The organism is Urbifossiella limnaea (assembly GCF_007747215.1).
In the GTDB taxonomy this organism is placed as follows: domain Bacteria; phylum Planctomycetota; class Planctomycetia; order Gemmatales; family Gemmataceae; genus Urbifossiella; species Urbifossiella limnaea.
This window is the reverse complement of the sequence record NZ_CP036273.1, coordinates 3,591,475-3,615,578: the sequence shown is the minus strand read 5'-3', so window position 1 is coordinate 3,615,578 and position 24,104 is coordinate 3,591,475. Positions and strand designations below refer to the sequence as shown.

The 24,104-nt window shown below is 72.2% G+C and carries 17 protein-coding genes; 9 read left to right on the top strand and 8 right to left on the bottom strand.

All coding sequences use genetic code 11. The features are described 5' to 3' along the window. Positions 1 to 53: 53 nt before the first annotated feature. From ETAA1_RS14835 to ETAA1_RS14825, 3 genes are read right to left on the bottom strand one after another with little or no spacing between them, the layout of a single operon-like run. A complete protein-coding gene (locus tag ETAA1_RS14835) occupies positions 54 to 824 on the bottom strand; it encodes a glycosyltransferase (RefSeq protein WP_145239693.1) in 771 nt (256 codons plus the stop codon). Continuing rightward, positions 824 to 1,846: an NAD-dependent epimerase/dehydratase family protein gene (locus ETAA1_RS14830; RefSeq protein ID WP_145239688.1), complete on the bottom strand. Its 1,023-nt coding sequence runs from the start codon at positions 1,844 to 1,846 to the stop codon at positions 824 to 826. Before ETAA1_RS14830 ends, ETAA1_RS14835 begins: the two co-directional genes overlap by 1 nt. A gap of 13 nt (positions 1,847 to 1,859) precedes the next feature. After that, positions 1,860 to 3,059: a nucleotide sugar dehydrogenase gene (locus ETAA1_RS14825; RefSeq protein ID WP_145239685.1), complete on the bottom strand. Its 1,200-nt coding sequence runs from the start codon at positions 3,057 to 3,059 to the stop codon at positions 1,860 to 1,862. Positions 3,060 to 3,207: 148 nt separating this feature from the next. Here ETAA1_RS14825 and ETAA1_RS14820 point away from each other — a divergent pair, with 148 nt between their 5' ends. Then, positions 3,208 to 3,642 carry a hypothetical protein gene (locus ETAA1_RS14820; RefSeq protein ID WP_145239682.1) on the top strand — a complete coding sequence of 145 codons (435 nt, stop codon included), beginning with the start codon at positions 3,208 to 3,210 and terminating at the stop codon, positions 3,640 to 3,642. Positions 3,643 to 3,754: 112 nt separating this feature from the next. Then, a complete protein-coding gene (locus ETAA1_RS14815; protein WP_145239679.1) occupies positions 3,755 to 4,492 on the top strand; it encodes a pyridoxine 5'-phosphate synthase in 738 nt (245 codons plus the stop codon). Between the two features lie 4 nt (positions 4,493 to 4,496). Here ETAA1_RS14815 and ETAA1_RS14810 read toward each other — a convergent pair whose 3' ends face one another. Both ETAA1_RS14810 and ETAA1_RS14805 read right to left on the bottom strand, forming a co-directional pair. After that, on the bottom strand, positions 4,497 to 5,624 hold the full coding sequence (locus ETAA1_RS14810) for an aromatic ring-hydroxylating oxygenase subunit alpha (RefSeq protein ID WP_145239677.1): 1,128 nt from the start codon (positions 5,622 to 5,624) through the stop codon (positions 4,497 to 4,499). Positions 5,625 to 5,714: 90 nt separating this feature from the next. After that, positions 5,715 to 6,650 (bottom strand): S49 family peptidase, encoded by a 936-nt coding sequence (locus tag ETAA1_RS14805; protein ID WP_238389445.1) that lies wholly within the window; start codon positions 6,648 to 6,650, stop codon positions 5,715 to 5,717. A gap of 398 nt (positions 6,651 to 7,048) precedes the next feature. On the opposite strand from ETAA1_RS14805, the gene ETAA1_RS14800 reads away from it, so the two are divergent. Genes ETAA1_RS14800 through ETAA1_RS14775 form a run of 6 tightly spaced genes read left to right on the top strand, consistent with a single transcriptional unit; the run spans position 7,049 to position 20,500 of the window. Beyond that, positions 7,049 to 14,359: a type I polyketide synthase gene (locus tag ETAA1_RS14800; RefSeq protein ID WP_145239671.1), complete on the top strand. Its 7,311-nt coding sequence runs from the start codon at positions 7,049 to 7,051 to the stop codon at positions 14,357 to 14,359. Positions 14,360 to 14,362: 3 nt separating this feature from the next. After that, positions 14,363 to 17,515 carry an acyltransferase domain-containing protein gene (locus tag ETAA1_RS14795; protein ID WP_145239668.1) on the top strand — a complete coding sequence of 1,051 codons (3,153 nt, stop codon included), beginning with the start codon at positions 14,363 to 14,365 and terminating at the stop codon, positions 17,513 to 17,515. Continuing rightward, positions 17,512 to 17,784, top strand: coding sequence for an acyl carrier protein (locus tag ETAA1_RS14790; protein ID WP_145239665.1), 273 nt, complete (start codon positions 17,512 to 17,514; stop codon positions 17,782 to 17,784). Before ETAA1_RS14795 ends, ETAA1_RS14790 begins: the two co-directional genes overlap by 4 nt. 9 nt (positions 17,785 to 17,793) lie before the next feature. Further along, positions 17,794 to 18,642, top strand: a complete 849-nt coding sequence (locus ETAA1_RS14785) for an alpha/beta fold hydrolase (RefSeq protein ID WP_145239662.1) — start codon at positions 17,794 to 17,796, stop codon at positions 18,640 to 18,642. A gap of 3 nt (positions 18,643 to 18,645) precedes the next feature. Then, positions 18,646 to 19,821, top strand: coding sequence for an ABC transporter permease (locus tag ETAA1_RS14780; RefSeq protein ID WP_145239658.1), 1,176 nt, complete (start codon positions 18,646 to 18,648; stop codon positions 19,819 to 19,821). Beyond that, positions 19,814 to 20,500, top strand: a complete 687-nt coding sequence (locus ETAA1_RS14775; protein WP_145239655.1) for an ABC transporter ATP-binding protein — start codon at positions 19,814 to 19,816, stop codon at positions 20,498 to 20,500. Before ETAA1_RS14780 ends, ETAA1_RS14775 begins: the two co-directional genes overlap by 8 nt. Here the strand turns inward: ETAA1_RS14775 and ETAA1_RS14770 are convergent. Together ETAA1_RS14770 and ETAA1_RS14765 are read right to left on the bottom strand one after the other, a co-directional pair. After that, positions 20,487 to 21,350, bottom strand: a complete 864-nt coding sequence (locus ETAA1_RS14770; protein WP_145239651.1) for a hypothetical protein — start codon at positions 21,348 to 21,350, stop codon at positions 20,487 to 20,489. The two genes, ETAA1_RS14775 and ETAA1_RS14770, sit on opposite strands and share 14 nt — an antisense overlap. 14 nt (positions 21,351 to 21,364) lie before the next feature. After that, the gene (locus ETAA1_RS14765) at positions 21,365 to 22,297 is read right to left on the bottom strand and encodes a hypothetical protein (RefSeq protein ID WP_145239648.1); all 933 of its coding nucleotides are present in this window, start codon (positions 22,295 to 22,297) and stop codon (positions 21,365 to 21,367) included. A gap of 123 nt (positions 22,298 to 22,420) precedes the next feature. Here ETAA1_RS14765 and ETAA1_RS14760 point away from each other — a divergent pair, with 123 nt between their 5' ends. Beyond that, positions 22,421 to 23,677, top strand: a complete 1,257-nt coding sequence (locus tag ETAA1_RS14760) for a GIY-YIG nuclease family protein (RefSeq protein WP_145239645.1) — start codon at positions 22,421 to 22,423, stop codon at positions 23,675 to 23,677. Here ETAA1_RS14760 and ETAA1_RS14755 read toward each other — a convergent pair. Further along, the gene (locus tag ETAA1_RS14755) at positions 23,615 to 24,037 is read right to left on the bottom strand and encodes a hypothetical protein (protein WP_145239642.1); all 423 of its coding nucleotides are present in this window, start codon (positions 24,035 to 24,037) and stop codon (positions 23,615 to 23,617) included. The two genes, ETAA1_RS14760 and ETAA1_RS14755, sit on opposite strands and share 63 nt — an antisense overlap. Positions 24,038 to 24,104: the final 67 nt, after the last annotated feature.

Genomic DNA, 24,104 nt, shown 5'->3' with positions numbered 1-24,104 from the left:
GACCTCCGCCGCTGGCGAGGGGCCGGGCTCCGTCCGGCCGAACGCCTGCCGAACTACGGCCGGCTGGAGACCGGCCCCACGCCGACTCCCGGCAGCAACCCCAGCGCCCGCTCGGCCCCGGCCAGCAGCGCGTAGCCGTACCAGTAGCCGTACTTCGGCAGCCACTTCTTCAGGTTGAACCGCGACTCGCCGGCCACCCGGTCGCGCCACGTCGTCGGCAGCTCGGCGATCCGCGCGCCGCGGCGGAACGCCTTCGCGGTCAGTTCCAGCGCCAGCTCGAACCCGCCGACGCTCTCGACGCCCAGGTCGTTGACGAGGGCCGCGTCGTACAGGCGGAAATTGTTGGTGGCGTCGCGCGTCGGGAAGTTCACCAGCAGGTGGAGGCTCAGCCCCGCGGCGCGGCTCATCGTCCGCTTCAGCCACGGGCCGCCGAGTTGCTTCCCGCCGGGGCAGTAGCGGCTCGGGCACACCACGCTCGCGCCGCCGCGGTACAGGTCCAGCATCCGCGGCACGTCGCGCAGGTCGTCGGACAGGTCGGCCATGACGACGAGAACCGGGCCGCGGGCCACCACCTCGAAGCCGGTGCGGAGCGCGCCGACGACGCCCTTGTGGCGGTTCTTCACGAGCCGCAGCCACGGCCGGGTCTGCGCGAACTCCCGCGCCACGGGCACGGTGGTGTCGGCGTCGAAGTCGTAGACGACGGTGAGCGTGAACGGCTGCGGGACGTGCGCCTCCACCTCCCGCAGCAGGTTCGGGAAGTTGGCCGCCTCGTTGTACACCGGCACGACCAGGCTCAGCGGGTCGACGGCGGTGGGCGGGGGCATCAGATCACCCCCAGTTCCACCTGCTGGGCGATCCACGGGATCACCTCGTCGAGGATGGCTTCGAGCGGCGTGTCGGCCACGAACCCGAGCTGGTCGCGGGCCTTCGCCGTGCACGGGATGCGGCACTGCACGTCGTACGCGTAGGGCTTGTCGCTCGTGTAGCGGAACGGCTTGGCGCCGCCGTGAATCTTCGTCCAGATCAGCTCGGCGAGTTCCAGCACGGTCGTGCTCTGCGGCGTGGACAGGTTGAAGTCCTCGTTCAGCGCGTTCGGGTGCTCGACGCACAACCGGATGCCGCGGGCCAGGTCGCCGCCGTAGGTGTAGTGCCGCACCTGGTTGCCGCCGCCGAGGACGTGCAGCGGGTCCTGCCCCTTCAGCACCTTCTGCACCAGGTCCGGCACGACGTGGCTCATCGCCAGCTTCACGTTGCCGCTGAAGACTTCTTCCTCGCCGCGGGCGCGCTTCTCGCCGACGCCCACGCAGTTGAACGGCCGGGCGATGGTGAACGGTAGCCCGTACTGCTCGTAGGCGCCCTGCGCGAAGTACTCGACGGCCAGCTTCTGGAACCCGTAGGTGCTGGCCGGCGGCGGGCACGTGCGCTGGTCGCCCTCCTTGCTCGGGAACGTCGTCGCGTTCTCGAACACCATCGACGACGAGATGACGGTGATCTTGCGGAGCGAGCCCGTGCGGTAGGCGTGGATGGCGGCGTCGAACGCGGCGGCGGTCAGCCGCTCGTTCTCGGCGATCAGGTCGTAGGCGTAGGCGTGGAAGTACGTGATGCCGCCGATCATCGCGGCCCCGGCCACGAACCCGTCGCAGTCGGCGAGTAGCGCCTTGAGCAGGTCGGCGTCCTTGGCGTCGCCGACGACGAGCTTGTAGCGCGGGTGGTCGTCGCAGTCCTGCCGGGTGGGGCCGTACTTCGAGTAGTTGTCCACGCCGACCACGTCGTGGCCGTGGGCGAGCAGCTCCTTCACCACGTAGGTGCCGATGAACCCCGCGGCGCCGGTGACGAGAACCTTCAAGGCGAACCTCCGGTCACGCGGCCTGGCGGGCGGCGTCGGGGCGGGCGGGCAGGAAGTCGAACACGTCGATCACCGGCTGGCGGAACCGCAGGTGCTTGTACTCGGCGTGGCAGGCGCCGACGAACACCACGTCCGCGCGCCGCACCACCTCGTCGGCGGTGACGAACGACGGGTCGGCGACGTACGGGTCGGTGCAGAGCACCTCGCGGCACTCGAGCGTCAGCACCTTGCGGAGCTTGTACGACAGCGAGTCGCGCGGGTCGTCGCAGTTCCCCTTGAACGCCATGCCGAGGATCGCCGCCGTGTCGCGGCTCAGGTCGCGCGTCTGCTTCACGAAGTCCACGAGCGCCGCGGGCAGCCCCTCGTTCACCATCATGGCCGCCTGGCCGAGCGGGAACGAGTTGTGGTTGAACCCGGCCAGCTGCATCGTGTCCTTGAGCAGGCACGGCCCGCCGGCGAAACCGGCCTTCGGGAAGCCGCCCAGCCGCGGGTACTTGTGCGTGACCGCGGCGTGGATGCGGGCGAAGTCGGCCCCGTGCCGCTGGGCGATGAGGTACAGCTGGTTCGAGACGGCGAAGTTGACGTACCGGTACGTGTTGGCGAACAGCTTCGCCAGCTCCGCCTCCCGCGGGGGCAGCTCGACGAGGTCGGGCGTGAGCAGCCGGAACAGGTCCTTGGCGCGGCGGACGGCGGCGGGCGACCCGCCGCTGACGATCTGCGGCAGCTCGTACAGCTCCTTCAGCGCGTACCCCTGTGCGATACGCTCGGGGCAGAACGCGACGTCGACGGCCGGCCCGCTGTCGCGGAAGCGGGCGATCAGGCGCTCCGTCATGCCGGGGTAGACGGTGCTGCGCAGGACGAGCAACTGCCCCGGCCGCAGGCGGTGGCGCAGGTCGTCCATCGCGCGGTCGAACGTGCGGACCTTCGGGTCCAGAAACTCGTCCACCGGCGTGCCGATGGTCACGACCACGACCTCGGCCGCGCTGACGCAGTCCGCGTCGGTCGTCGCCGTCAGTCTGCCGGCGTCGAGGGCGCGGGCGAGGGCGGCGTCGGCGCCCCATTCGAGGAACGGCATCCGCCCGGCGTTCACCTCACCGACCCGGCCGGCGTGCGTGTCCAGGAGCGTGACCGCGGCCCCGGCCTCGGCGAACGCGATGCCCAGCGGCAGGCCGACGTGCCCGCACCCGCCGACGACGGTCGTTCGAGGTGGCATCCGGCGTCCTTGCCTGGCTTCTGGTATGGCGTGTGCGGGGGCAATACCGTGGCACCCGCCCGACAGTCAATCGGAAGTCGGGCCGGGTCGGCTTGAGCGGCAAGCGGCCGGCCGGTAACCTAGCCCCACCCCCGTCGGAGGCCGAGGCATGGCCGAACCGCTGCACGACGACGACCTGCCGGCCCCGACCCGGTCGCGCCGCTCCACGGCGCTGGCGCTCCTGAACGCCGACCCCCCGCCCCCGCCGGACGGCGCCGTGCTCCACCCGCCGACGGGCCCCGACCCGTCGGCCCGCAAGTGGTTCCTGGCGCAGCTCTTGGACGAGGCGCGGCTGGCGTTCCAGATGTACTTCGACAGCCGGTACCGCGTCAGCCGGGTGTTCCAGTTCACGCTGCCGGCGGTGCTCGCCCTGTTCGCGCTGAACTACTTCTTCTTCGCCGTGTGGTTCTCGTTCCCGATCGTCAGCCCGCTGCTGGAACGGGTCGGCTGCGTGGTGCTGGGCGTGTTCCTGTACCGGCTCCTGGTCCGCGAACTGGCCCGCTACCGCGACGTGCTCGATTACCTGGCCCGCTACGCCCGCTGATCCAGGGGACAGGGGACAGGAAGCAGAAAAAGAGGCCGGCGGCGAACTCCTCGTGTCGCCCGTTGTCTCTATCTCTGACTCCAGTCCCCTGCCTCTGCCCCATGGTCCCGCCGTGATCCTCCTCGGCGTCAACATCGACCACGTCGCCACCCTCCGCCAGGCCCGGCGGGCGAAGGAGCCCGACCCCGTGGCGGCCGCCGTCCTCGCCGAGTTGGGCGGGGCCGACGGCATCACCGTCCACCTCCGCGAGGACCGTCGCCACATCCAGGACCGCGACGTGTACCTCCTCCGCGAGACCGTCGCCACGCGGCTGAACCTGGAACTGGCCGCCTACGACGAGATCGTCGCCATCGCCCTCAAGGTGAAGCCGGACGAGGCCACGCTCGTTCCCGAGAAGCGGCAGGAGCTGACCACGGAGGGCGGTCTCGACGTGATCGGCACCGAGGCCCAGACGCGGCCGGCGGTCGAGAAGCTGAAGGCCGCCGGAATCCACGTGTCGCTGTTCATCGACCCAGACCCGGCGCAGGTCGATCAGGCGATGGACCTGGGAGCGGACGCCGTCGAGTTCCAGACGGCGAGTTACTCCGAGGCGGTCGGCGCGGACGCCGTCGCGGCCGAACTCGCCAAGCTCCGCACGGCGGCGGCCCACGCCGTCGGGCTCGGGCTGCACGTCCACCTGGGGCACGGGCTGAACTACACCAACGTGAAGCCGGTCGTCCGCATCCCGGGCGTCGAGGAGCTGAACATCGGGCACGCGATTGTGTCGCGCGCGGTGTTCGTCGGGCTGGAGCGAGCCGTGAGGGAAATGAAGCAGGCCATGCAGGAACATTACCCGGACAGGCGAAAGTAACGGCTCACCCGGAGAGTTTTTCCGCCAGCGGCAGTTCGCTCGGCCCGCGCGTGTGGTCCAGTACGTACCGCTGGAAGGCGTGGACGCGTTCCTCGCGGGTGCCGATCACGCCCGGGAACGGGCTCGCCTCCAGGCCGCGCTGCACGCCGCGGTAGATCGTCCCGTCCTCGTCGAACACCTGCACCGCGATTCGAGTCGCAATCCACTTCAGGAAGCGGCCCAGCACCCACGCCACCGGGCCGCGGCGGGTGCCGCGCAGGGTGAACAGGATGCATCGGTAGCGGCACGTCGTCGGCCCCGTGGGGAAGACGCACTGCATCATGCGGAAGATGTCGAGCGAGCTGCCGGTGGCGTGCGGGTGGAGCACGCGGTGCCAGTACTCGTTCGTCACCGGCACCCCGAGCCGCCGGACCATCCAGTTCATGGCCCGGCTGGCGAAGTCGAGCGGGGGCACCGTCTTGAACGAGCTGAACCGCTCCGCCAGTTCGTGCCACGCGTTCTCGGCCGGCGGGTACTCCTTGAACGTCTTCGGGTGCACCTCGGGGATGTGGTACGACTCCAGCGAGTTCTCCAGCACCACCTTCCAGTTGCAGGGGAACTCCTTTTCCCAGGTCGCCGCGTGGCGGTAGGCGCCGCCGTAACTCTCCCAGTGCCCGCGCACCGGGGCGAGCCAGTCGTCGAGTGACACGCCGGTGTCACTCAGCCGGACGAAGACGAGGTCGCCGCAGGTGCCCACGGCGAAGGGGCGGAGGCAGGAGTTTTCCCGGTCCCAGGGGCGGAACGCGGGCGCGTCCGGGATCTTCCCCGTGCGGCCGTCCTCGCGGAACTCCCACCCGTGGTACCGGCACCGGAGGCGTTCGGTGTTCCCGCACGGCTCGTCGGTCAGCCGGCTGTGGCGGTGCGGGCAGACGTTCAGGAACGCCCGCAACTGGCCATCGAAGTTGCGAATCAGGATCGGCGTTTCGAGCAGGTCGAGCGAGACGAAGTCGCCCGGCTTCGCCAGCTGATCGACGACGGCGACCGGGTGCCAGGCCGGCAGGAACAGGTGCCGCAGTTCGGCCCGGTACTGCTCCGCCGCCGTGTAGTGCTCGGGGCGAAGCAGGTGGCGGAGGTGGTGCTGGTGGATGAACATGGGTGCGGGGTCACGGGTGGTTGACCCCGATTTTAGCAAGGCGTGGGAAGCCCGAGCCCGGGCGACCCCAGGCTCGGCACCACGCCGGCCTTACTTTCCGCCCAACTTCTCCATCGTGAGCTCTGGCTGCCAGAGGCTCAGGAACGTCGGCAACTTGGAGCGGTCGAGCCCGGGAATGTTGGGGAGCAGCCCCGCCCCCTGGAGCGGCACGTTGGCTGTGACCGCGTAGACGGAGTGCGCCGGGTCGTTGGCCCGCCGGTACATGACGACCTGTGGGCGGAAGCCGTCGCCGCAGCCGAGCCCGGCCGCGACCGCGACCGCGTGGTCGAGGTCGCCGATCTGGTCGACGAGCCCCTGCGCCTTCGCCTGCGTGCCGGTAAGGATGCGGCCGTCGAATACGTCCGCCCGTGCGGCGGGGCGCGACTTGCGGACGTCGGCCACCAACCGGCCGTGGAACTCGTCGGCCATCGCCTGCAGGAGTTGCTTCTCCTCCGGCTGGATGGGGCGGGCCGAGCTGCCGATGTCGGCCTTGTCGCCGGCCTTGATCGACTGCGGGATGACGTTGAACTGAGCCATCAGGTCTTGCAGGTTGAACAGGTTCAACACCACGCCCACGCCACCGGTCACGGTGCCCTCGGTGGCCACCACCTGGTCGGCGGCGGAAGCCAGGTAGTACGCCCCGCCACAGGCCGTGTCCAGCAGCGCCGCCACGACCGGCTTGCCGCAGCGGCTCTTGAACCGCTCCAGGTCGCGCCGCATGGCGATGCACGCCGCCACGCCGCCGCCGTGGCTGTTGATGCGGACGACCACGGCCTTGACGCAGGGGTCCGCCTCGGCGGCGTCGAGCCGCTCGCGGAACAGGGCGACCGGGTTCTCCCCGAGCGACGAGAAGCCGGCGAACGGCGTGTTGAGGATGAGCCCGTCCACGTCCACGAGGGCTACCCGCGACACGGACGAACCCGGCGTGACGACCACCGGTCGGACCGGCCCGGCGTTCGGGCTGACGGGTGGCAGTTCGGTGGTCACCCTGGTGTCCACGGGGCCAGCGAAGGCGACGCGGTTATCGGTCCGGACCACGAACCGCTCGCAACCGGTGGCGAGAAGCACGCCCGCAAGAATGAGATAATATCTACGCATCTCCCGCCCCCCGGCGTGGTCGTGAACTCCCCGTCCCGCGCCTTTTGACAGGATCGGCAGAATCGCCCCAGCCGGTTGAGCCCTCCTACCCGGCACAGGAGATGCAACCCACCCGACCCTCCCGAAACCGGCCGGGAACGCGGGTCGGTCTGACCGCTCCCTATTACCCGGACCGCGGGGCATGCCGTAGTTTTCCACACTACCCAAATTGCCAACTCGCGGCAGTTTGCGGATAATAACGCATTGGTCTTACGGCCCGCAGCACGGCCCGCCGCACGAGACGCGTGATGGATTCGAGCGACGTTTTAGTTCTGACGCCTGCCGCCTCTCCCGACCCGTCGCTGGCGATCGCCGCAGCCCGCGCCGGCGCCCGCGGCACGCTCGACCTGGAATTCGCGAGCCCGGACTTTGTGGCGCCCGCGGTCGAGCGCCTGGCCCGGCTCGGCCGCGGGCCGTTCGGCGTGAAACTCGGCGCGACCGCGGCGGAACTTCTCCCGCTCGTCCTTTCAGCCGGCCGACCCGCGTGGGTGATCCTCGCCGACGGCGATCATACGGACACGACCCGCCGGCTTCGCGAAGCCGGCGTCGAAGTGCTGGCCGAGGTGGTGAGCCGGACGGAGATCGCCGCCGCGGTGGCCTGGGGCGTGGACGGCGTCGTGCTGAAGGGGCACGAGGCGGGCGGCCGCGTCGGGGCGGACACGGCGTTCATCCTGGTGCAGGTGTGGAAGCAGTACGCGGCGAAGACCGGCGTGTCGCTGCCGTTCTGGGTGCAGGGTGGCGTCGGCGCGCACACCGCGGCGGCGTGCCTCGCGGCCGGGGCCCGCGGGGTCGTCCTCGACTCGCAGCTGCTGTTGACGCGCGAGTCGCCGCTGGGCGACGCCGCCCGCAAGCGCGTCGCCGGCCTCGACGGCGGGGAAACGGTTGTGCTCGGGGCGCGACACGGGTACGCGGTGCGCCTGTACGGCCGGGCCGACAACGCCGCCGCGCAGGAGCTGATCCGCGACGAGGAGCGGGTGACGGACCCCGCCGCGTGGCGGGCCGCGGTGCGCGACCGCGTTGCGGAAGGCGCGTGGCTGGTCGGGCAGGACGTGGCTCTCGCCGCGGGGCTGGCGGCGAAGGGCGTCACCGTCGCGGGCGTCGTCCAGCACGTCCGCGAGTCGGCGGGCCGGCTGTTCGAGTTGAGCCGCAAGGCGCCGCACCTGGTCGCCGGGGGGCCGCTCGCCGCCTCGCACGGGACGCGGTTCCCGATCCTCCAAGGGCCGATGACCCGGGTGAGCGACACAGCCGCGTTCGCCGCCGCCGTTGCCACCGGCGGCGCGCTGCCGTTCCTGGCGCTGGCCCTGCTCCGCAAGGCCGAGACGGAAGCGCTGCTGAAGGAAACCAAGGCCCGGCTCGGCAGCAAGCCGTGGGGCGTGGGCGTCCTCGGCTTCGTACCGGCCGAGATCCGCACCGAGCAGCTCGACGCGATCCGCGTCACGAAGCCGCCGTTCGCGGTTATCGCCGGCGGCCGCCCGGATCAGGCGAAGGAGCTGGAATCGCAGGGCATCCCGACGTACCTGCACGTGCCGTCGCCGGGCCTGCTCCGCCAGTTCCTCAAGGACGGTGCCCGCCGCTTCATCTTCGAGGGCCGCGAGTGCGGCGGGCACGTCGGCCCGCGCGCCAGCTTCGCCCTCTGGGAGGCGATGGCCGAGGTCCTGACCCACCACCTCTCCGGCGGCAAACCGGCCGACGGGCTGCACGTCGTCTTCGCCGGCGGGATCCACGACGCGACGTCGACGGGAATGGTCGCGGCGCTGAGCGCGGGCTTGAACGAGCGCGGCGTGAAAGTCGGCGTGCTGCTCGGCACCGCGTACCTGTTCACGACGGAGGCGGTGGCCGGCGGCGCGATCACGGATCGCTTCCAGCGCGAGGCGCTGGCCTGCGCCGACACGGTGCTCCTGGAGACGGGGCCGGGCCACGCCATCCGCTGCATCCCAACGCCGTACGCCGAGACGTTCGAGGCCGAGAAGCGCCGGCTGCGGGCCGAGGGGAAGTCGCCGCTGGACGTGGGCCTGGCGCTGGAGCGGATGAACCTCGGCCGGCTGCGCGTCGCCAGTAAGGGCGTCGACCGCGCCGCCGGCACCGGACTCGCGGCGGTTTCGGGCGACGACCAGTTCGCGCGCGGCATGTACATGATCGGCCAGGTCGCCGCCCTCCGCGACGGCGTCACCACCGTCGCCGAGTTGCACGCGGACGTGTGCACTCCGCCGGCATCGTCATTCGTCATTCGTCATTCGTCCGTTGAGGAGCCGCCCGCCCCGCCGCCGTGCGACGTCGCCGTCGTCGGGATGAGTTGCTTCTACCCGAAGGCGGTCGGGGCCGAGTCGTACTGGCGGAACATCCTCGGCAAGACGAACGCGGTGATCGAGATCCCGCCGACGCACTGGGACTGGCGGCCGTACTACGACCCCGACCCGCGCGCCCGCGACAAGATGGTGTCGAAGTGGGGCGGGTTCATGTCGGACGTGCTGTTCGACCCGCTGAAGTACGGCATCACGCCGAGGTCGATCCCGAGCATCGAACCGCTCCAGTTGCTGCTCCTCGAAGCGGTGAACCAGGCGCTCGGCGACGCCGGCTACCTCGACCGGCCGTTCGCCCGTGAGCGGACGTGCGCCATCCTGGGCGTCGGCGGGGGCGGGATGCCGCTGTCGGTGTCCTACGGGTTCCGGGCGTGCATGCCGCTGATGGAGTCGATCCCGGGCATGCCCGTCACGTCTGACACGATCATCGCGCTGGGGGAGGGAATGCTCCCCGAGTGGACCGAAGACTCGTTCCCGGGCATCCTGCTGAACGTCGCCGCCGGCCGGGTGGCGAACCGGTTCAACCTCGGCGGGCCGAACATGGCCATCGACGCGGCGTGCGGCTCGTCGCTGGCCGCGCTCTACGCCGGCGTCCGCGAGCTGCAGGACGGCACCAGCGACGTGGCCATCGTGATGGGCGGCGACGCGGTGCAGACGCCGTACGCGTACGTCGCGTTCTCGAAGACGCATGCCCTCAGCCCGAAGGGCCGCTGCCGCCCGTTCGACGCCGACGCCGACGGGATCGCGCTCGCGGAGGGCGTCGGCGTCGCGGTCCTGAAGCGGCTCGCCGACGCCGAGCGCGACGGCGACCGCATCTATTCCGTCATCAAGGGCGTGGGCGCGAGCAGCGACGGCCGCGACAAGGGGCTGACGGCGCCGCGGGCCGAGGGCCAGCTGCGGGCCCTGCACCGCGCCTACGCCCAGGCCCGGGTGAACCCGGCGAACGTCGGCCTCGTCGAGGCGCACGGCACCGGCACCGTCGTCGGCGACCAGACGGAGGCGCGGGCGATCGGCCAACTGCTGCGCGACGCGGGGGCAGACGCGCAGTCGTGCGCGATCGGCTCGGTGAAGTCGATGATCGGCCACAGCAAGTGTGCCGCCGGGCTCGCGGGGTTGATCAAGACGGCCTACGCGCTCCACTACAAGGTGCTGCCGCCGACGCTGGTCGAGAAGCCGAACCCGAAGGCAAACCTGGACGGCGGCCCGCTGTACCTCAACACCGAGGCCCGGCCTTGGGTCCACGGCGCCGCCCACCCGCGGACGGCCGGGGTGAGCGCGTTCGGCTTCGGCGGCACGAACTTCCACACCGTGCTGGAGGAGTACACCGGCGACTACCTCGACCGCCCCGAAAGCGGCCTGCGGGCCTGGCCGGCCGAGCTGTTCGTGTGGCGCCGCCCCGACCGCGCCGGCCTCATAACGGCCGTGACGCACTGCCGTGACGCCCTCGCCGCTGGCGCGGAACCGGCACTCGCCGACCTCGCGGCTTCGGTGTGGCAGGCGAGCCGCGCCGGCGTCGGGCAGCCGACGCTCGCCGTGGTCGCCGCCTCGCTCGCGGAGCTGAAGGAGCGGCTCGGCGTCGCGCTGGATCTGCTGGCGAAGAAGGAGGACGCCGCGAGCGACCCGCGCGGCGTGACCTTCAACGCGAAGCCGCAAGCGGCTTCGGTGGCGTTCCTGTTCCCGGGTCAAGGGTCCCAGTACCCCGACATGCTCGCGCAGCCGGCGATGGCCTTCTCGGAAGTGCGGCAGGTACTCGACACCGCGGACCGCGTGCTGGGCGGGAGGCTGGAGAAGCCGCTCGGCCGGTTCGTGTTCCCGCCGTCGCCGTTCGGCCCGGAGCAGGAAGCTCACAACCGCACGGAACTGCAGCGGACCGAGGTCGCCCAGCCGGCCATCGGTGCGGCGTCGCTGGGCATGGCGCGGCTGCTGTCCGCCCTCGGCGTCGAGGCGGACGTGCTCGCGGGTCACAGCTACGGCGAGTACGCGGCCCTCGCCGCGGCCGGGGCGCTGACCGACGACGACTTCCTGGCACTGTCCTACGAGCGCGGCCGCGTCATCCGCGACGCCGCGGGGAGCGCCGCCGGCGGGATGCTCGCCGCCGACGCCACTCCCGCCGTGCTCGACCCGCTCCTCACGGGCGTGGAGGGCGTGTGGGTCGCCAACCACAACTCGCCTCACCAAACGGTTCTCGCCGGCACCGACGCCGGGCTCGCCGCCGCGGCCGCGAAGCTGGACGCCGCGAAGGTCCGGCACCAGCGCATCCCCGTGGCCTGCGGCTTCCACTCGCCGCTGATCGCCGCCGCGAAGCAGCCGCTGGCGACGGCCCTCGCCGCCGCCGAGTGGAGCGCCCCGCGGAAGCCGGTGTACTCGAACACCACGGCCGCCCCGCACGGCACCGACCCGTCGAAGTTGCTGGCCGAGCACCTCGTCTCGCCGGTGAAATTCGCCGACGAGGTGGAGGCGATGTACGCCGCCGGCGCCCGCGTGTTCGTGGAGGTCGGTCCGGGCGCGGTGCTCACCGGGCTCGCGGGTCAAGTGCTAGCGGGCAAGCCGCACGTCGCCGTCGCGACCGACCAGAAGGGGCGGCCCGGCCTGGTGCAGCTGTGCCATGCCCTCGCACACCTGCTCGCGGCCGGCGTGCCCGTGCAGCTGGACCGATTGTTCCAGGGCCGCGGCGTGAAGCCGTTCGACGCGTCGAAGCTCAGCGCCGACACCGGCAAGCCGAAGCCACCGGCGACGGCGTGGGTCGTGAACGGCGTCCGCAGCCGGCCGGTGAACGGGCCCGAGCCGCGGCTTCTGGGCCAGGCGCTACCGCCGCGTGCGGAGCCGCCCGCCCGTACCCTCGAAGTCCCGAAGTCTGTGCCCGCCGCGCCCACGGCTAAACCCGCCCCACCGCCCGCTACACCCCGAGACGCCACCCCGACCCCGCGAGCGCCGATGCACACCCCGACGCCCCCCACGCTCCTCCCCGCCGCGACCGGGCCGCTGCCCGACGGCGCGGCTCAGGTGATGGCTCGCTTCCAGGACGTGATGGCGAAGTTCCTGGACACACAGCGGAGCGTCATGCTCGGCTACTTCGGCGGCGCCCCCCTTCCTGCCCCGAGTGCGAACGGCCACGCGGCCGCGCCGGCCCCCGTGCTCCCGCCGCCGATCGCGGCACGGTTGGCGCCGCCCGCACCGGCCCGGCCCATCGCCCCCCCGCCGGTCGCGGTCGTTCCCGCGCCCGCAGCGAGCGGCAAGTACGAAACGAACGGCAAGCACGAAGCGATCGGCAAGTACGAGCCTGCCCCCGCGAAACCCGCCGCCCCGGCCCTCGACCGCGATGCCCTCGTCGCCCGGTTGCTCGATCTGGTCAGCGACCGTACCGGCTACCCGAAAGAGGCACTGAGCATCGACCTGGACCTGGAAGCCGATCTGGGCGTCGATTCGATCAAGCGCGTCGAAGTGCTGGGGGCGTTGGCCGAAGGGATCGAGGCCGCGGCCGGCGACTCCCCGCCGAATCTCGAGATGGAGAAGCTGTCCGTCATCAAGACCATCCGCGGGATCGCGGACTATGTCGCCGGTGCGCTCGCCGACGCGGCGCCGGCCGCGTCGCCGTCGGCCGTGCCGGCCCCGTCGGCGAACGGCAAGCACGACGCCCCCGCCGAACCGCGACCCGGCACGCGCTCCAGTGACGTGCAGCGGCTCGTCGTGCGGCTCGTCGACGCCCCGCTCCCGGCGCGGCCGCGGTTCGCGCCGCCGGCCGGCACGCTGGTCATCACCGACGACCGCCTCGGCACCGCCCGCGAACTCGCCGACCGACTCGCCGAGCTCGACGTGAACACCGTTCTGCTCCGAATGGCAGAGCCCGGCGAGGCCGCGTCCGCCTCGGCCGCCGACCTGACCGACCCGGCCGCCGTCGAGGGCGTGCTGGCGCGGGTGCGAGAAAAGTGCGGCCCGATCGCGGGGCTGGTTCACCTCCTGCCGCTGGCCGAGGCGCCGGAAGGTGAAGCGCCGTCGGCCCGCGCCAGTCGTGAGGTGAAGTCGCTGTACCTGCTCGCCCGCGGGCTCGAAACCGACATCCGCGCCGCGGGCAAGGCCGGGAGCGCCGTGCTGCTCGCGGTCACCGGCATGGGCGGCCGCATGGGCTACGGCGGCGAACTGCCGGCCGCGTTCTCCCCGACGCACGGCGGCGTCGCCGGGTTCGCCAAGTGCCTCGGGTACGAGTGGCCCGAGGCGACGGTTCGCGTCGTGGACGTGGACCCCGAGGTGCCCGCGCCGCGGCTCGTCGAACAACTGCTCGCCGAGCTCGGCGACCCGGACGGGCCGCTGGAAGTCGGCCGCGACGGCGACGACCGCGTGACCTGGCAGGTGGAGCCCGGCCCGCTCGACACCGACACCCCCGTCGTGGACCTGGGGCCGACCGACACCGTACTCGTCACCGGCGGCGCCCGCGGCATCACGGCCAAGATCGCGCTCGAGATCGCCGCCCGCTACCGGTCGCGGCTCGTGCTGGTCGGCAGTTCGCCCGCCCCGGCCGACGAGCCCGCCGACACCGTGAAACTGACGACGCCGGCCGAAATCAAGGCGGCGCTGCTGAAGCGGACGCCGGGTGCGAAGCCGGCCGCGGTCGAGGCCGAGTTCAAGCGACTGGTCAAGGACCGCGAGATCCGCGGCAACCTCGACGCCATCCGCGCCGCGGGGTCGGCGGTGGAGTACCGCAGCGTCGACGTCCGCGACGCGGCCGCGTTCGCGGCGCTGATCGCGGAGGTTCAGCCGACCGGCGTGATCCACGGGGCGGGCGTGATCGAGGACAAGCTGCTCAAGGACAAGACGCCCGAGTCGTTCGACCGCGTGTTCGGCACGAAGGTGGAGAGCGCCTTCACCCTGGCCCGCACCCTCGACCCGGCGCGGACGAAGTTCCTGTCGCTGTACGCGAGCATCACCAGCCGGTACGGCAACCGCGGCCAGTCGGACTACGCGGCGGCCAACGAGGTGCTCAGCAAGCTGGCGTGCCAGCTCGACGCCGAGTGGCCCGGCCGGGTGGTGTCGGTGGCGTGGGGGCCGTGGGCCGAGGTCGGCATGGTCGCCGACCTGGAGAAGCACCTCGTGGCCCGCGGGCTCAAGCTCATCGCCCCGGCGGTGGGCGCCCGCTTCGCCGTGGACGAAGTCGTGTACGGCGGCAAGGGCGAGGCCGAAGTCGTGGTCGCCGGCGGCACCGAGCACGCGGGCCGACCCGGCCAGGCAGCCCCGGCCGAGCTGGCAACGGTGGGGGCCGAGTAACGCATGACCACCACTGTCGCCGCCCCGCGCCCGGCTGCTGTTCGGACGCGCCCCGGCTGGGACACGGAAGTCGTCCTCCTCACCGCCGCCGACCGCGCCGCGCTCGCCGAGCAGGCGCGGGTCGTCGCCGACGCGGCCGAGTCCGACCCGGCGTTCTCGCTCCCCGCGCTCGCCGCCGAGTTGGCCGTGGGGTTCGTGCCCGTGGGCTCGGTGCTGGCAGTGGTCGCCGCGTCGCCGGCCGACCTGGCGACGAAGCTCCGTCGCGCCGCCGGTCGGATCGACGACCCGAAGTGCGAGCAGGTCCGCGACACGAACGGCGTGTACTTCTTCGCCCGGCCGCTCGGGCTCGAAGGGTCGGTGGCGCTGCTGTTCCCCGGGGAGGGGGCACAGTACCTGAACATGCTCGCCGACCTGTGCGGGGTCTTCCCCGAGGTCGAGGAGACGTTCGCGTGGTGCGACCGGCTCGCCGCCGAGGCCGGCACGCCCGAGGCATCGCTGCGGCGGTTGCTGCACCAGCCGGCCGACGCGACCGACGCGCAGAAGGCCGCGGCCGAGGCGGAGCTGCGGCAGCTCGGGCCGTCCATCTTCGGCGTGCTGCTGGCGGACCTGGCGCTGATCAAGGTGCTGTGGAACCTGCAAATCCCGGTGTCCGCCATCGCCGGGCACAGCGCGGGTGAGATCGCGGCGCTCCTCGCCGCCGGGGCGATGGGGGCCGCGGAGGTGCTCGGGCCGCGGCTCGCCGAGACGATGGCGATGATGCAGCGGCAGGAAGACGAAGCCGGCGGCCCCGACATCACGCTGTTGGCCGTCGGCGCCGGCCGCGCCGCGGTGGACGGCGTCGCCGCCGGCGCGGGCGTGATGGTGGCGATGGACAACTGCCCGCACCAGTGCGTGGCCGTCGGCCCGACCGCGGCCGTGGCGCGCGTCGAGGAGGCGCTGACCGGGCGCGGCGTCATCTGCGAGCGGCTGCCGTTCCGCCGGCCGTACCACACGCCGCTGTTCGAGCCGTGGATGGGGCCGTTCCGCGAGCTGTTCGCGCCGGTCCCGTTCACCGCGCCGCACACGCCGGTGTACTCGTGCAGCACCGGCGAGCTGTTCCCCGACGAGCCGGACGCGATCCGCGAGCTGTTCGTGAACCACTGGGTGAGCCCGGTCGAGTTCACCCGGCTGGTGCGCCGGATGCACGCCGACGGCGTCCGGGTGTTCGTGGAGGCCGGCCCGCGCGGCAACCTGTCCGCGTTCGCGGAGGACGCCCTGCGTGGCGAGCGGTTCGCGGCCATACCGGCGAACCTGCCGCGCAAGAGCGGGCCGACGCAGATCAACCACCTCGTCGCGCAGCTGGCGGCGCACCACGTCACGGTCAACGCGGCGCACCTGCACGCGACGCGGGCCGAACGCCCTCCCGTGGCACCGCCTCGGTCTTCGGCGGACGCCGTGATGACAACTTATTTCGAGGTGATGGAGCAGTTCCTCGACGTGCAACGCGAGGTGATGGCGTCGTTCCTCGCCGGCTGCCCCGCGGGCGTGTTCGAGGTGCCGGCGCCCGAGAAGCCGCTGTGTCTGATCGGCGACGTTGTTCACTTCGAGCCGGGCCGGGAGGTCGTGTTCCGCCGGGTCATGGACCAGCGCGAAGACCTCTACGTCGACGATCACACCCTGGGCGGCCGCGGCGTCAGCCGCGTCGACCCGGCGCAGAACGGCCTCCCCGTCCTGCCGATGACGTTCAGCCTGGAGGCCATGGCGCAGGCGGCCCTGCTCCTCGCCCCCGGCAAGGTCGTCGTCACACTGCAGGACGTCCGGCTGTTCCGCTGGCTGCCGTTCGACCCCGAGCCGACGACGCTCGAAGTCCGCGCCGCTGTCGTGAGCGCGGACGACGGCACGGTGCGGGTGAAGGCCGACGTGCGCGACCTGGGCAATTCCTTCCTTGCCGACGCCGCCGGGAAGCCGGCCTGCGAGGCGACGCTGATTCTCGCCGACGGCTACCCCGAGCCGCCGGAGCCGCTGCCGTTCACGCTCACCGACGAGCAGCCGTGCCGTTCGTCCGTCGAGGACTTGCGGCGAAACATGTTCCACGGGCCGCTATTCCAGATGATCCGCAGCCTCGGCCGTGTCGGCCGCGAGGGCATTGAGGGGACGCTGGAGGTGCAGCCGCGAGACCGGTGGTTCGCGTCCGACGCCGACCCGCGCGTGGCGCTCGACCCGGTGCTCGTGGACGCGGCCATGCACATCCTCGGGGCGTGGCACCTGGAACAACCCGACTGGACGGGCCGCATCCTGCTACCCATCGGTGTGCGGCGGCTCGACTTCTTCGGCCCGCCGCCGCCGGTCGGCAGCCTGTTGTTGCTGCGCGGCCACAACGAGGAGGAAACCGCCCGCCAGGTCCGCCACGGCGTCGAACTGTTCGGCGCGGACGGCCGGCCGTGGTTCCGCATGGCCGGGGCCGGGTACTGGCGGTTCTACCTGCCGTTCGGGAACGTCAACTTCTTCGGCCCGAAGGACCAGTACTACCTGAGCAGCCGCGTGGAGGCGCTGGAAGCCGACGGCAGTCGTTGCTTCGTACTCGACCCGCCGGCCGACCTGCAACAGCCGGTGCTGCGCGCCTCCGGCGTCCACGTCACGATGTCGCCGCGGGAGCAGGCCGCGTTTCTGGCAGTGCCCGAGGCGGAGAAGACGGGTTGGTTCTTCCCGCGGCTCGTGGCGAAGGACGCCGCCCGCTCCGCGTGGGGGGCCCGACACGGCGGCGGCATCTTCCCCGCCGACCTCGAAACGGACGTGACCGACGGCCGCACCACCGTCTCGCACCGCGGCGGGGGCGGCGCGCCGCTGCCGCCGGTCCGTGTCGCGGTGGCGAACGGGACGGTGGCCGCGTTCGCCGCCTTCGCCCCGCGCCGCGGGCTGGCGCTCGAAGCGTTGCCGAAGAAAGCGACGGCCGCCGACGAGCGCGCGGCCCGCGAGCGCGCGGCGGTCCGGGCCGTTGCGGACGCGCTCGGTATCGACTCTGCGGGGCTCGCGGTCCGGGGCGACGGCGCCGGGGCGGCGGTTGCCCTGCCGCCGGCCGCCGCGGGCCGATACCCTGAACTTCAGGCCGGCGTGCGCGTCCGGGTGGCCCGGCACCAGGATTCGATCGTCGCCACCACCACGGCCGAGCCCGCATGAACCCGCAGGAGCGCATCCTCGCCGACCTCGCCGCGGTGGTCCGGCGGGCGTTCCCGGACCGCGACTTCCCGGACGCCGTCGGCCCGGACACGCGCGTCCTCGCCGACCTCGGGCTGGCGTCGATCGACGTTGTCGTGCTGGCCGAGCAACTCGGGACGCACTACGGGAAGCGGCTGCCGTTCGGCACGTTCCTGAAGGGGCTCCGCGACCGCGGTGCGGACGACATCGCGCTCGGCGAGCTGGTCACGTTCCTCCAAGCCAACCTGTAACGGACGCCCATGCCCGAGGTCGAGGCGAACGGCACCCGGCTCTTCTACCAGCAGGCCGGCGACGGGCCGGACGTGCTGCTGGTTCACGCCGTCACCAGCAACCAGGCGGTGTGGCTGTTCAGCGGCCTGTTCGACGCCCTCGCCGCCGACCACCGCGTCACCAGCTACGACCTCCGCGGGCACGGCCAGAGCGCCCGCCCGGCCGCCGGCTACACCTCCGCCGACATGGCCGACGACCTGGCGGCGCTGCACGCGGCGCTCGGCCTCGGCCCCGCCGTGGTCCTCGGCCACAGCTTCGGCGGCGTGACCGGGCTGCACGCGGCCGTTCGGCACCCCGCCGCCGTTCGCGGCGTCGTGCTGTCGGACTCGTTCTTCCCCGGGCTGCGGCACGTCGAGCCGAACTTCGGCAAGATGCAGCTGTGGGCCGACGTGCGGGAGAAGTTCGCCCTCGTCGGCGTCACGCTCGGCGACACGGTCGATTTCGCAGACCTGTTCCGACAGTCGGCCGCGCTCGGCGCCGCGAAGCTGGGCGAACTCGAAGCGATCTACGGCACCTTCGGCCGCGGCTGGGTTCGGCAGCTTCCAATGCTCGCGGAAACGAATTGCGGCGCCGACGTGATGGCCGTCGCCGGCTTGACCGCGGACGCGATCGCGGGCGTGCGGCAGCCCGTGGTCGCACTGTACGACGAGTTCTCGCCGTTCCTGGCGACGTGCCGCTGGCTCGAAGCGCACCTGCCGGCGTGTACGGCCGAGATCATCCCCGGGGCCAAGCACCTGGCGATGCTGGAGAACGCGGCCGGCTTCGCGGACGCGGTGCGGCGGCACCTGGCGCGGATCGAACACCCCACCGGCGGCTGACCCGTGTACTTCGTCACCTTCCTGGCCAAGAACCTCCTCCGCCGGCGGACGCGGACGCTCCTCACGGTAATCGGGCTGGCCGTGGCCGTGGCCGCGGTCGTGGCCATGATGGCCGTCGGGCACAACATCGAGTCGGCCGTCGAGCGGGCGTTCGACGGCCGGCGGGTCGATCTGATCGTGCAGCAGGCCGGCCGCTCGGGCGGGCTTAACTCCGACTTCGGCGAGACGTTCGTTCACAAGGCCCGCGAGTTGCCCGGCGTCGCGGCCGTGGCCGAGGGGGTCGTGAACCTCGTGGACGTGACGCGGGCGAGCGGCACCAGCGACCAGGTGATGATCCAGGGCTGGAGGCCCGACAACTTCGGCTACGACGACTTCACCCTGAAGGCGGGTCGGAAGCTCGCCGGCGGCGACCGCCGCAAGGTGATGCTCGGCGCCACACTCGCGGGGAACCTCGGCAAGGGCGTCGGCGAGACGGTGGTGTTCGGCCGCGACGACCCCGACGACCCGAGCAACCGGTACGAGGTGGTCGGCGTGTTCGACAGCCCGGTGATCTTCGAGCAGGGCTCGGCGATCGTGTCGATCGAAGACGCGCGGGCGCTCACCGGGATGCGCGTGACCGGCTTCTCGGTCCGCGTCCGCCGGTCCCCCGACGTCGACCACGACGCCGCGGTTGAGGACGCGCGCAAGGGGATCGAGGCGCTGCGCGACCCGGCCGACCCGACGGCCCGGCTCGCGGCCCAGCGGCCCGAGAGCTACATCAACAACCTGTCGCACCTGAAGATGCTGCGGGCGGTGTCGTGGCTCGTGTCCGCGCTCGGGCTCGTCGTCGGCGTCATCGGCATGCTGAACACGATGATCATGTCCGTGGTCGAGCGGACGCAGGAGATCGGCATCCTCCGAGCCGTCGGCTGGCCGCCGGCGCGTGTGATCGGCATGGTGCTCGGCGAGTCGGTGCTGCTCGGCGTCATGGCGGCGGCGCTGGGCACCGCCGGGGCCGTCGGCGCGACGTACCTCCTGACGCGCTTCCCGCAAGTGAACGGCTTCATCGAGCCGGGCGTTTCCCCCGCGGTGGCCGCCCGCGGGTTCGGGCTCACGGTCCTGATCGGCCTCGTCGGCGGGTTGTACCCGGCTGTGCGGGCGGCCCGGCTGCTGCCGACGGAGGCGATCCGCCATGACTGAGCCGCTGATCGAGGCGCGCGACCTCTACAAGCAGTACCCCGACGGGCAGGTGCGGGCGCTGAACGGCGTAACCCTCGCCGTTGCCGCGGGCGAGTTCGTCGCCATCACCGGGCCGAGCGGCTGCGGCAAGAGCACGCTGCTGAACCTGCTCGGCGCGCTCGACCGGCCCGACCGCGGCGAGGTGTTCTTCCGCGGCGAGTCGCTGACGCGGCACGCCGACCTCGACCGGTTCCGGGCGCGGCAGATCGGCTTCGTGTTCCAGTCGTTCTTCCTGCTGCCGACGCTCACGGCCCGCGAGAACGTGCAGGTGCCGATGTTCGGCGGCACGCTCGGGGCGTCGGACCGCGCGCGGAAGGCGGACGAGTTGCTGGGGCTGGTCGGGATGTCGAAGCGGGCGGGGCACCGGTCGGGACAACTGTCCGTCGGCGAGCGGCAGCGGGTGGCGCTGGCCCGGGCGCTCGCGAACGACCCGGCGTTGCTGCTGGCCGACGAGCCGACCGGGAACCTGGACTCGGAGAACGCGGCCCACGTCCTCGACCTGCTGACGACGCTGCAGCACCACCGCGGGCTGACGCTGGTGATGGTGACGCACAGCGCCGACCTCGCCGAGCGCGCCGACCGCGTGGTGCGCATGCGGGACGGGCGCGTCGAGTCGGGGGCGGCCGCTACCGCCCCTTGAGCCACTCGCGGCGCATGGCCCGCACGTTGATCTGCACCGCAGCCGGCAGCTTCGACCGCAGCAGGTTCGCCCCCGCGAACCACCCCGCCGGCTCCGCGAACACCACGTGCTGTTCCACGAAGATCGCCCCCGCCGGCTCGTGCAACCGCGTCATCTTCAGGTACATCCCCGCGCCGCCGTAGGGCGTCGCCGGGCCGACCTTCTGCGCCCCGCCTTCCTTCGACAGTGACTTCCACTGGTTCGGGAACTCGGCGTCGGTCGTGAAGCGCGGATCGACCTCGGCCGCGGCGGCGACCGAATCGGCGGTCTTGCTCCACGCCGCGTGGCCGGTCAGCTTCAGCCGCACCTTTTCGAGGAAGTCGAACTCCGCGAGGCCGAAGCCTTCGCGCTTCGGGTCGGGAATGATGATCTTCCGCTTCTCCAGGTCCGCGGGGCTGAGGCTGCGGCCGGTGCCGGTCCCCTGCCCTGTCCGCGTCAGGCGGTCGAGAAACTTCTCGTCGTCGGTCGCGGCGAAGTCGCCGTAGGCGACGAAGTACACGTCCACGGTGCGCGCAGGGGCGGCGGGGTCGCTCGGCCTCGCGTCGCCGATCCGCACCACCTGCGGGGCCACGACCGACTGCCGGGTGAACTCGGCGAACGGGTAGTCGGTGCCGATCACCTTCTCGATCACGGCCTTCTGCTGGGCCGCGGACAGCCCGTCGGCCATGACCGGCGGCGCGAACTTGACTCGTTGCGTGGGACCGACGACGAGCCCGGGGTCGAGCAGCCCCTTGTAGACGGCATTGGCCGCGTCGTGGCTCGGCGGTTGGGCCGGGGCGGCGAGGGCCGCGGAGAGGACGAGGGGGAGCATTCGCACACCGGGTGTCAGGGCGAGAAGTCGCGCGCGAGGCGGCGCAATCCGGCTTCCAGATCGCGTGCCGAATCCGGCGAGAAGCGGGTGGTGCCGGCCAGTTGGCGGAGCGAATCGGGCATCGGCCGGCGAACGCCCGGCGGGAGCACTTCGACCGCGAAGGCGTCGTCCGACGGCATCCCGAGCCGGTTGACCTTTCGGCGGTCTACGACCAACTCGGCGGGGTCGATCGTGTTCGTGGCGACGCGCACGACCTCGGCGAGCGCCGCGCAGCCGGGGCCGTCCGCCCCGAGCGACCACATCAGCACGTCGAGCCGGCCCGTGGCGCGGTCCGCGAGGAGGGCGTAGCGATACCGGACCAGGCGGTTGGTGTCGCCGCAGCGGAACCACACCGGCGTGTCGAGCAGGCCGAACGCGGGGCTCCACAACGGCACCACCGCCTTCCGCTGCACGGCGTAGCCCTTGTCGAGGATCATCCCGCCGAACAGACCGAGAGGGACGCCGTGCTTGCCCGCCGTGTCCGACGTAACGACCACGTCCCGGTCCGTCCCCTTCGCCCCGAGGCCGAGGCCGAGGCGCTTGAGGGCGTAGCTACCGTCCGTGTCGCGGCCGACTTCGGCGAGGAAGGCGGTAAACATCCAACCGGCCTTCTCGACGGTGAGGTCGGGGAGGCCGGCGCGCTGATCGGCGCGGACGCGCGGCAGGCTCTTGATGACGAGGTGAGACCACCCCGGCGGCGCGGACTTGTCGACCACCGTGCCGGGGCCGATCTCCGGCGCGGGCTTCGGCGTCAGGTCGTAGCCGGTGGCGGCGGACGGCGGGGCCGCGCGGTATTCGTCCGACCAGTCCGTGGGCTGTGGCTGGACGGGCCATGCGGCCCAGACGGCGGCGGCGGCACCAAGCGCGGCGACCGCGACCAGCCCGATCGTGACACCGCGGTGTCGCACGCCGCTCCTCCGAGGCGCCGGGCGCGGCCCGGCAACACGCCCGTATGCTACGGCCGGTTGTCAACCCGTTCCAGCCCGCGGTTCACACTCGTACACCGCCCGCACACCCGCTACAATCGTCGCATGTCCCGCAAACCCCAGGACGGGGCCAAACACCCCCGCTTGTTCGCCGCCGGGCCCGCCGACGGGTTCGGGCCGTCGCTGTTCCGCCCCGCGGACCACACCGTTGTGGGCCGGGGCGTCAAAGCGTCGCGGCCGGCGAAGCTGCTGCGCGGGGTCAAGGAGCACTCCCCGAAACTGCCCGGCGTGTACGGCTGGGTGGACGGCCGCGGGCGGGTGATCTACATCGGCAAGGCCAAGAGCCTTCGCTGCCGGCTGATGAGCTACTTCCGCGCCGAGAGCCGAGAGCGCAAGGCCGGGAAGATCGTTGAACAGGCGCGGCTGCTCGTGTGGGAGGAAGCCGCGGACGAGTTCGCCGCCCTGCTCCGCGAACTCGAACTCATCCAGCGGCTGCGGCCGAAGTTCAACGTGCAGGGCATCCCGGGTCAGCAGCGCTACCACTACCTGTGCCTTGGCAAGTCGCCGGCCCCGTACCTGTACGTCGCCGGGCGGCCGGGCAAGGGGACGATCGTCAGCTTCGGCCCGCTGGTGAAGCGCTACCACACCACCGATGCCGCTCGCCGGCTGAACGACTGGTTCAAGCTCCGCGACTGCCCGGAAACGGTGCCGCTCGGCTTCGCCGACCAGCGGTCGCTCTTCACCGACGACCGCGGGGCGCGCTGCCTCCGGTTCGAACTCGGCACCTGCCTCGGGCCGTGCCACGGCTCATGTGCCCGCACGGATTACGCGACCGCGGTCAAGGCGGTGCGGGCGTTCCTCGACGGCCGCGACCGCACGCTGTTGGAGCACCTGAAGCAGCAGATGAGCGCGGCCGCCGCCGGGTTCGAGTTCGAGCGCGCCGGGTCGATCCGCGACCGGCTCCAGGCACTCGAGCGGCTCGACAACCGGCTGTCGCTGCTCCGGCGGGCGCGGTCGCGGCACTCGTTCGTCTACCCGCTCGCGGGGCCGGACGGCGGCGAGCGGTGGTACCTGATACACCGCGGCCAGGTCCGCGCCGTCGCCACGGCGCCCGCCTGCGGGGTGAGCCGCGCGCGCGTCGCCGAGTTGATCCGCACCACGTTCGCCGCGGCCCCCCCGCCCGACGTGCTGACCGGCGGCGCGGTGGACAGCGTGCTGCTGGTGTCGAGCTGGCTGAGGAAGTACGCCGCCGAGAAAGGCAAGCTGCTGACGGCCGCGGAGGCGCTGCGGCGGTGCGCGTCAGGCGGTGTAGTAGTGGGGGACGTGGGGCCAGCCGAAGACGCCGAACGCCATGCAGGCTGACACCACCGCGGCGAGCGAGCCGACCATCACGGCGAAGACCGCGTACAGGTGGCCGATGCGGCGGGCCGGGTGGTTGTCGAGCGTGCGCACGGCCCGCCCGCCGAGCACCGCGGCGACGACCCCGAGCACGAACGGCAGCGCGTACGCCACGACCGCCAGTGCCGTGCGTGCCCCCTCGGAGGCGTGCGTGAACTCGGCCCCGGCGGTGTTCCGCGCCGCGTTCAGCGGACTGCCGGCCAGGTGATCCTCGGCCAGCAGCGCCCCGTAGAGCGAGAAGCCGATCGCGAGCAGCGCCAGGCCGAGTGCGGCAACGGCCTGCGTCGGCGTCTTCGTTTCGGTCGTCGTGGTGAGGTCGGCCATCGGTGTGCGGTTGGGTTGTGGCCGTGGGTCCGAGGTGCGGGTATCGTGTGGGGTATCCCTCCCCCGC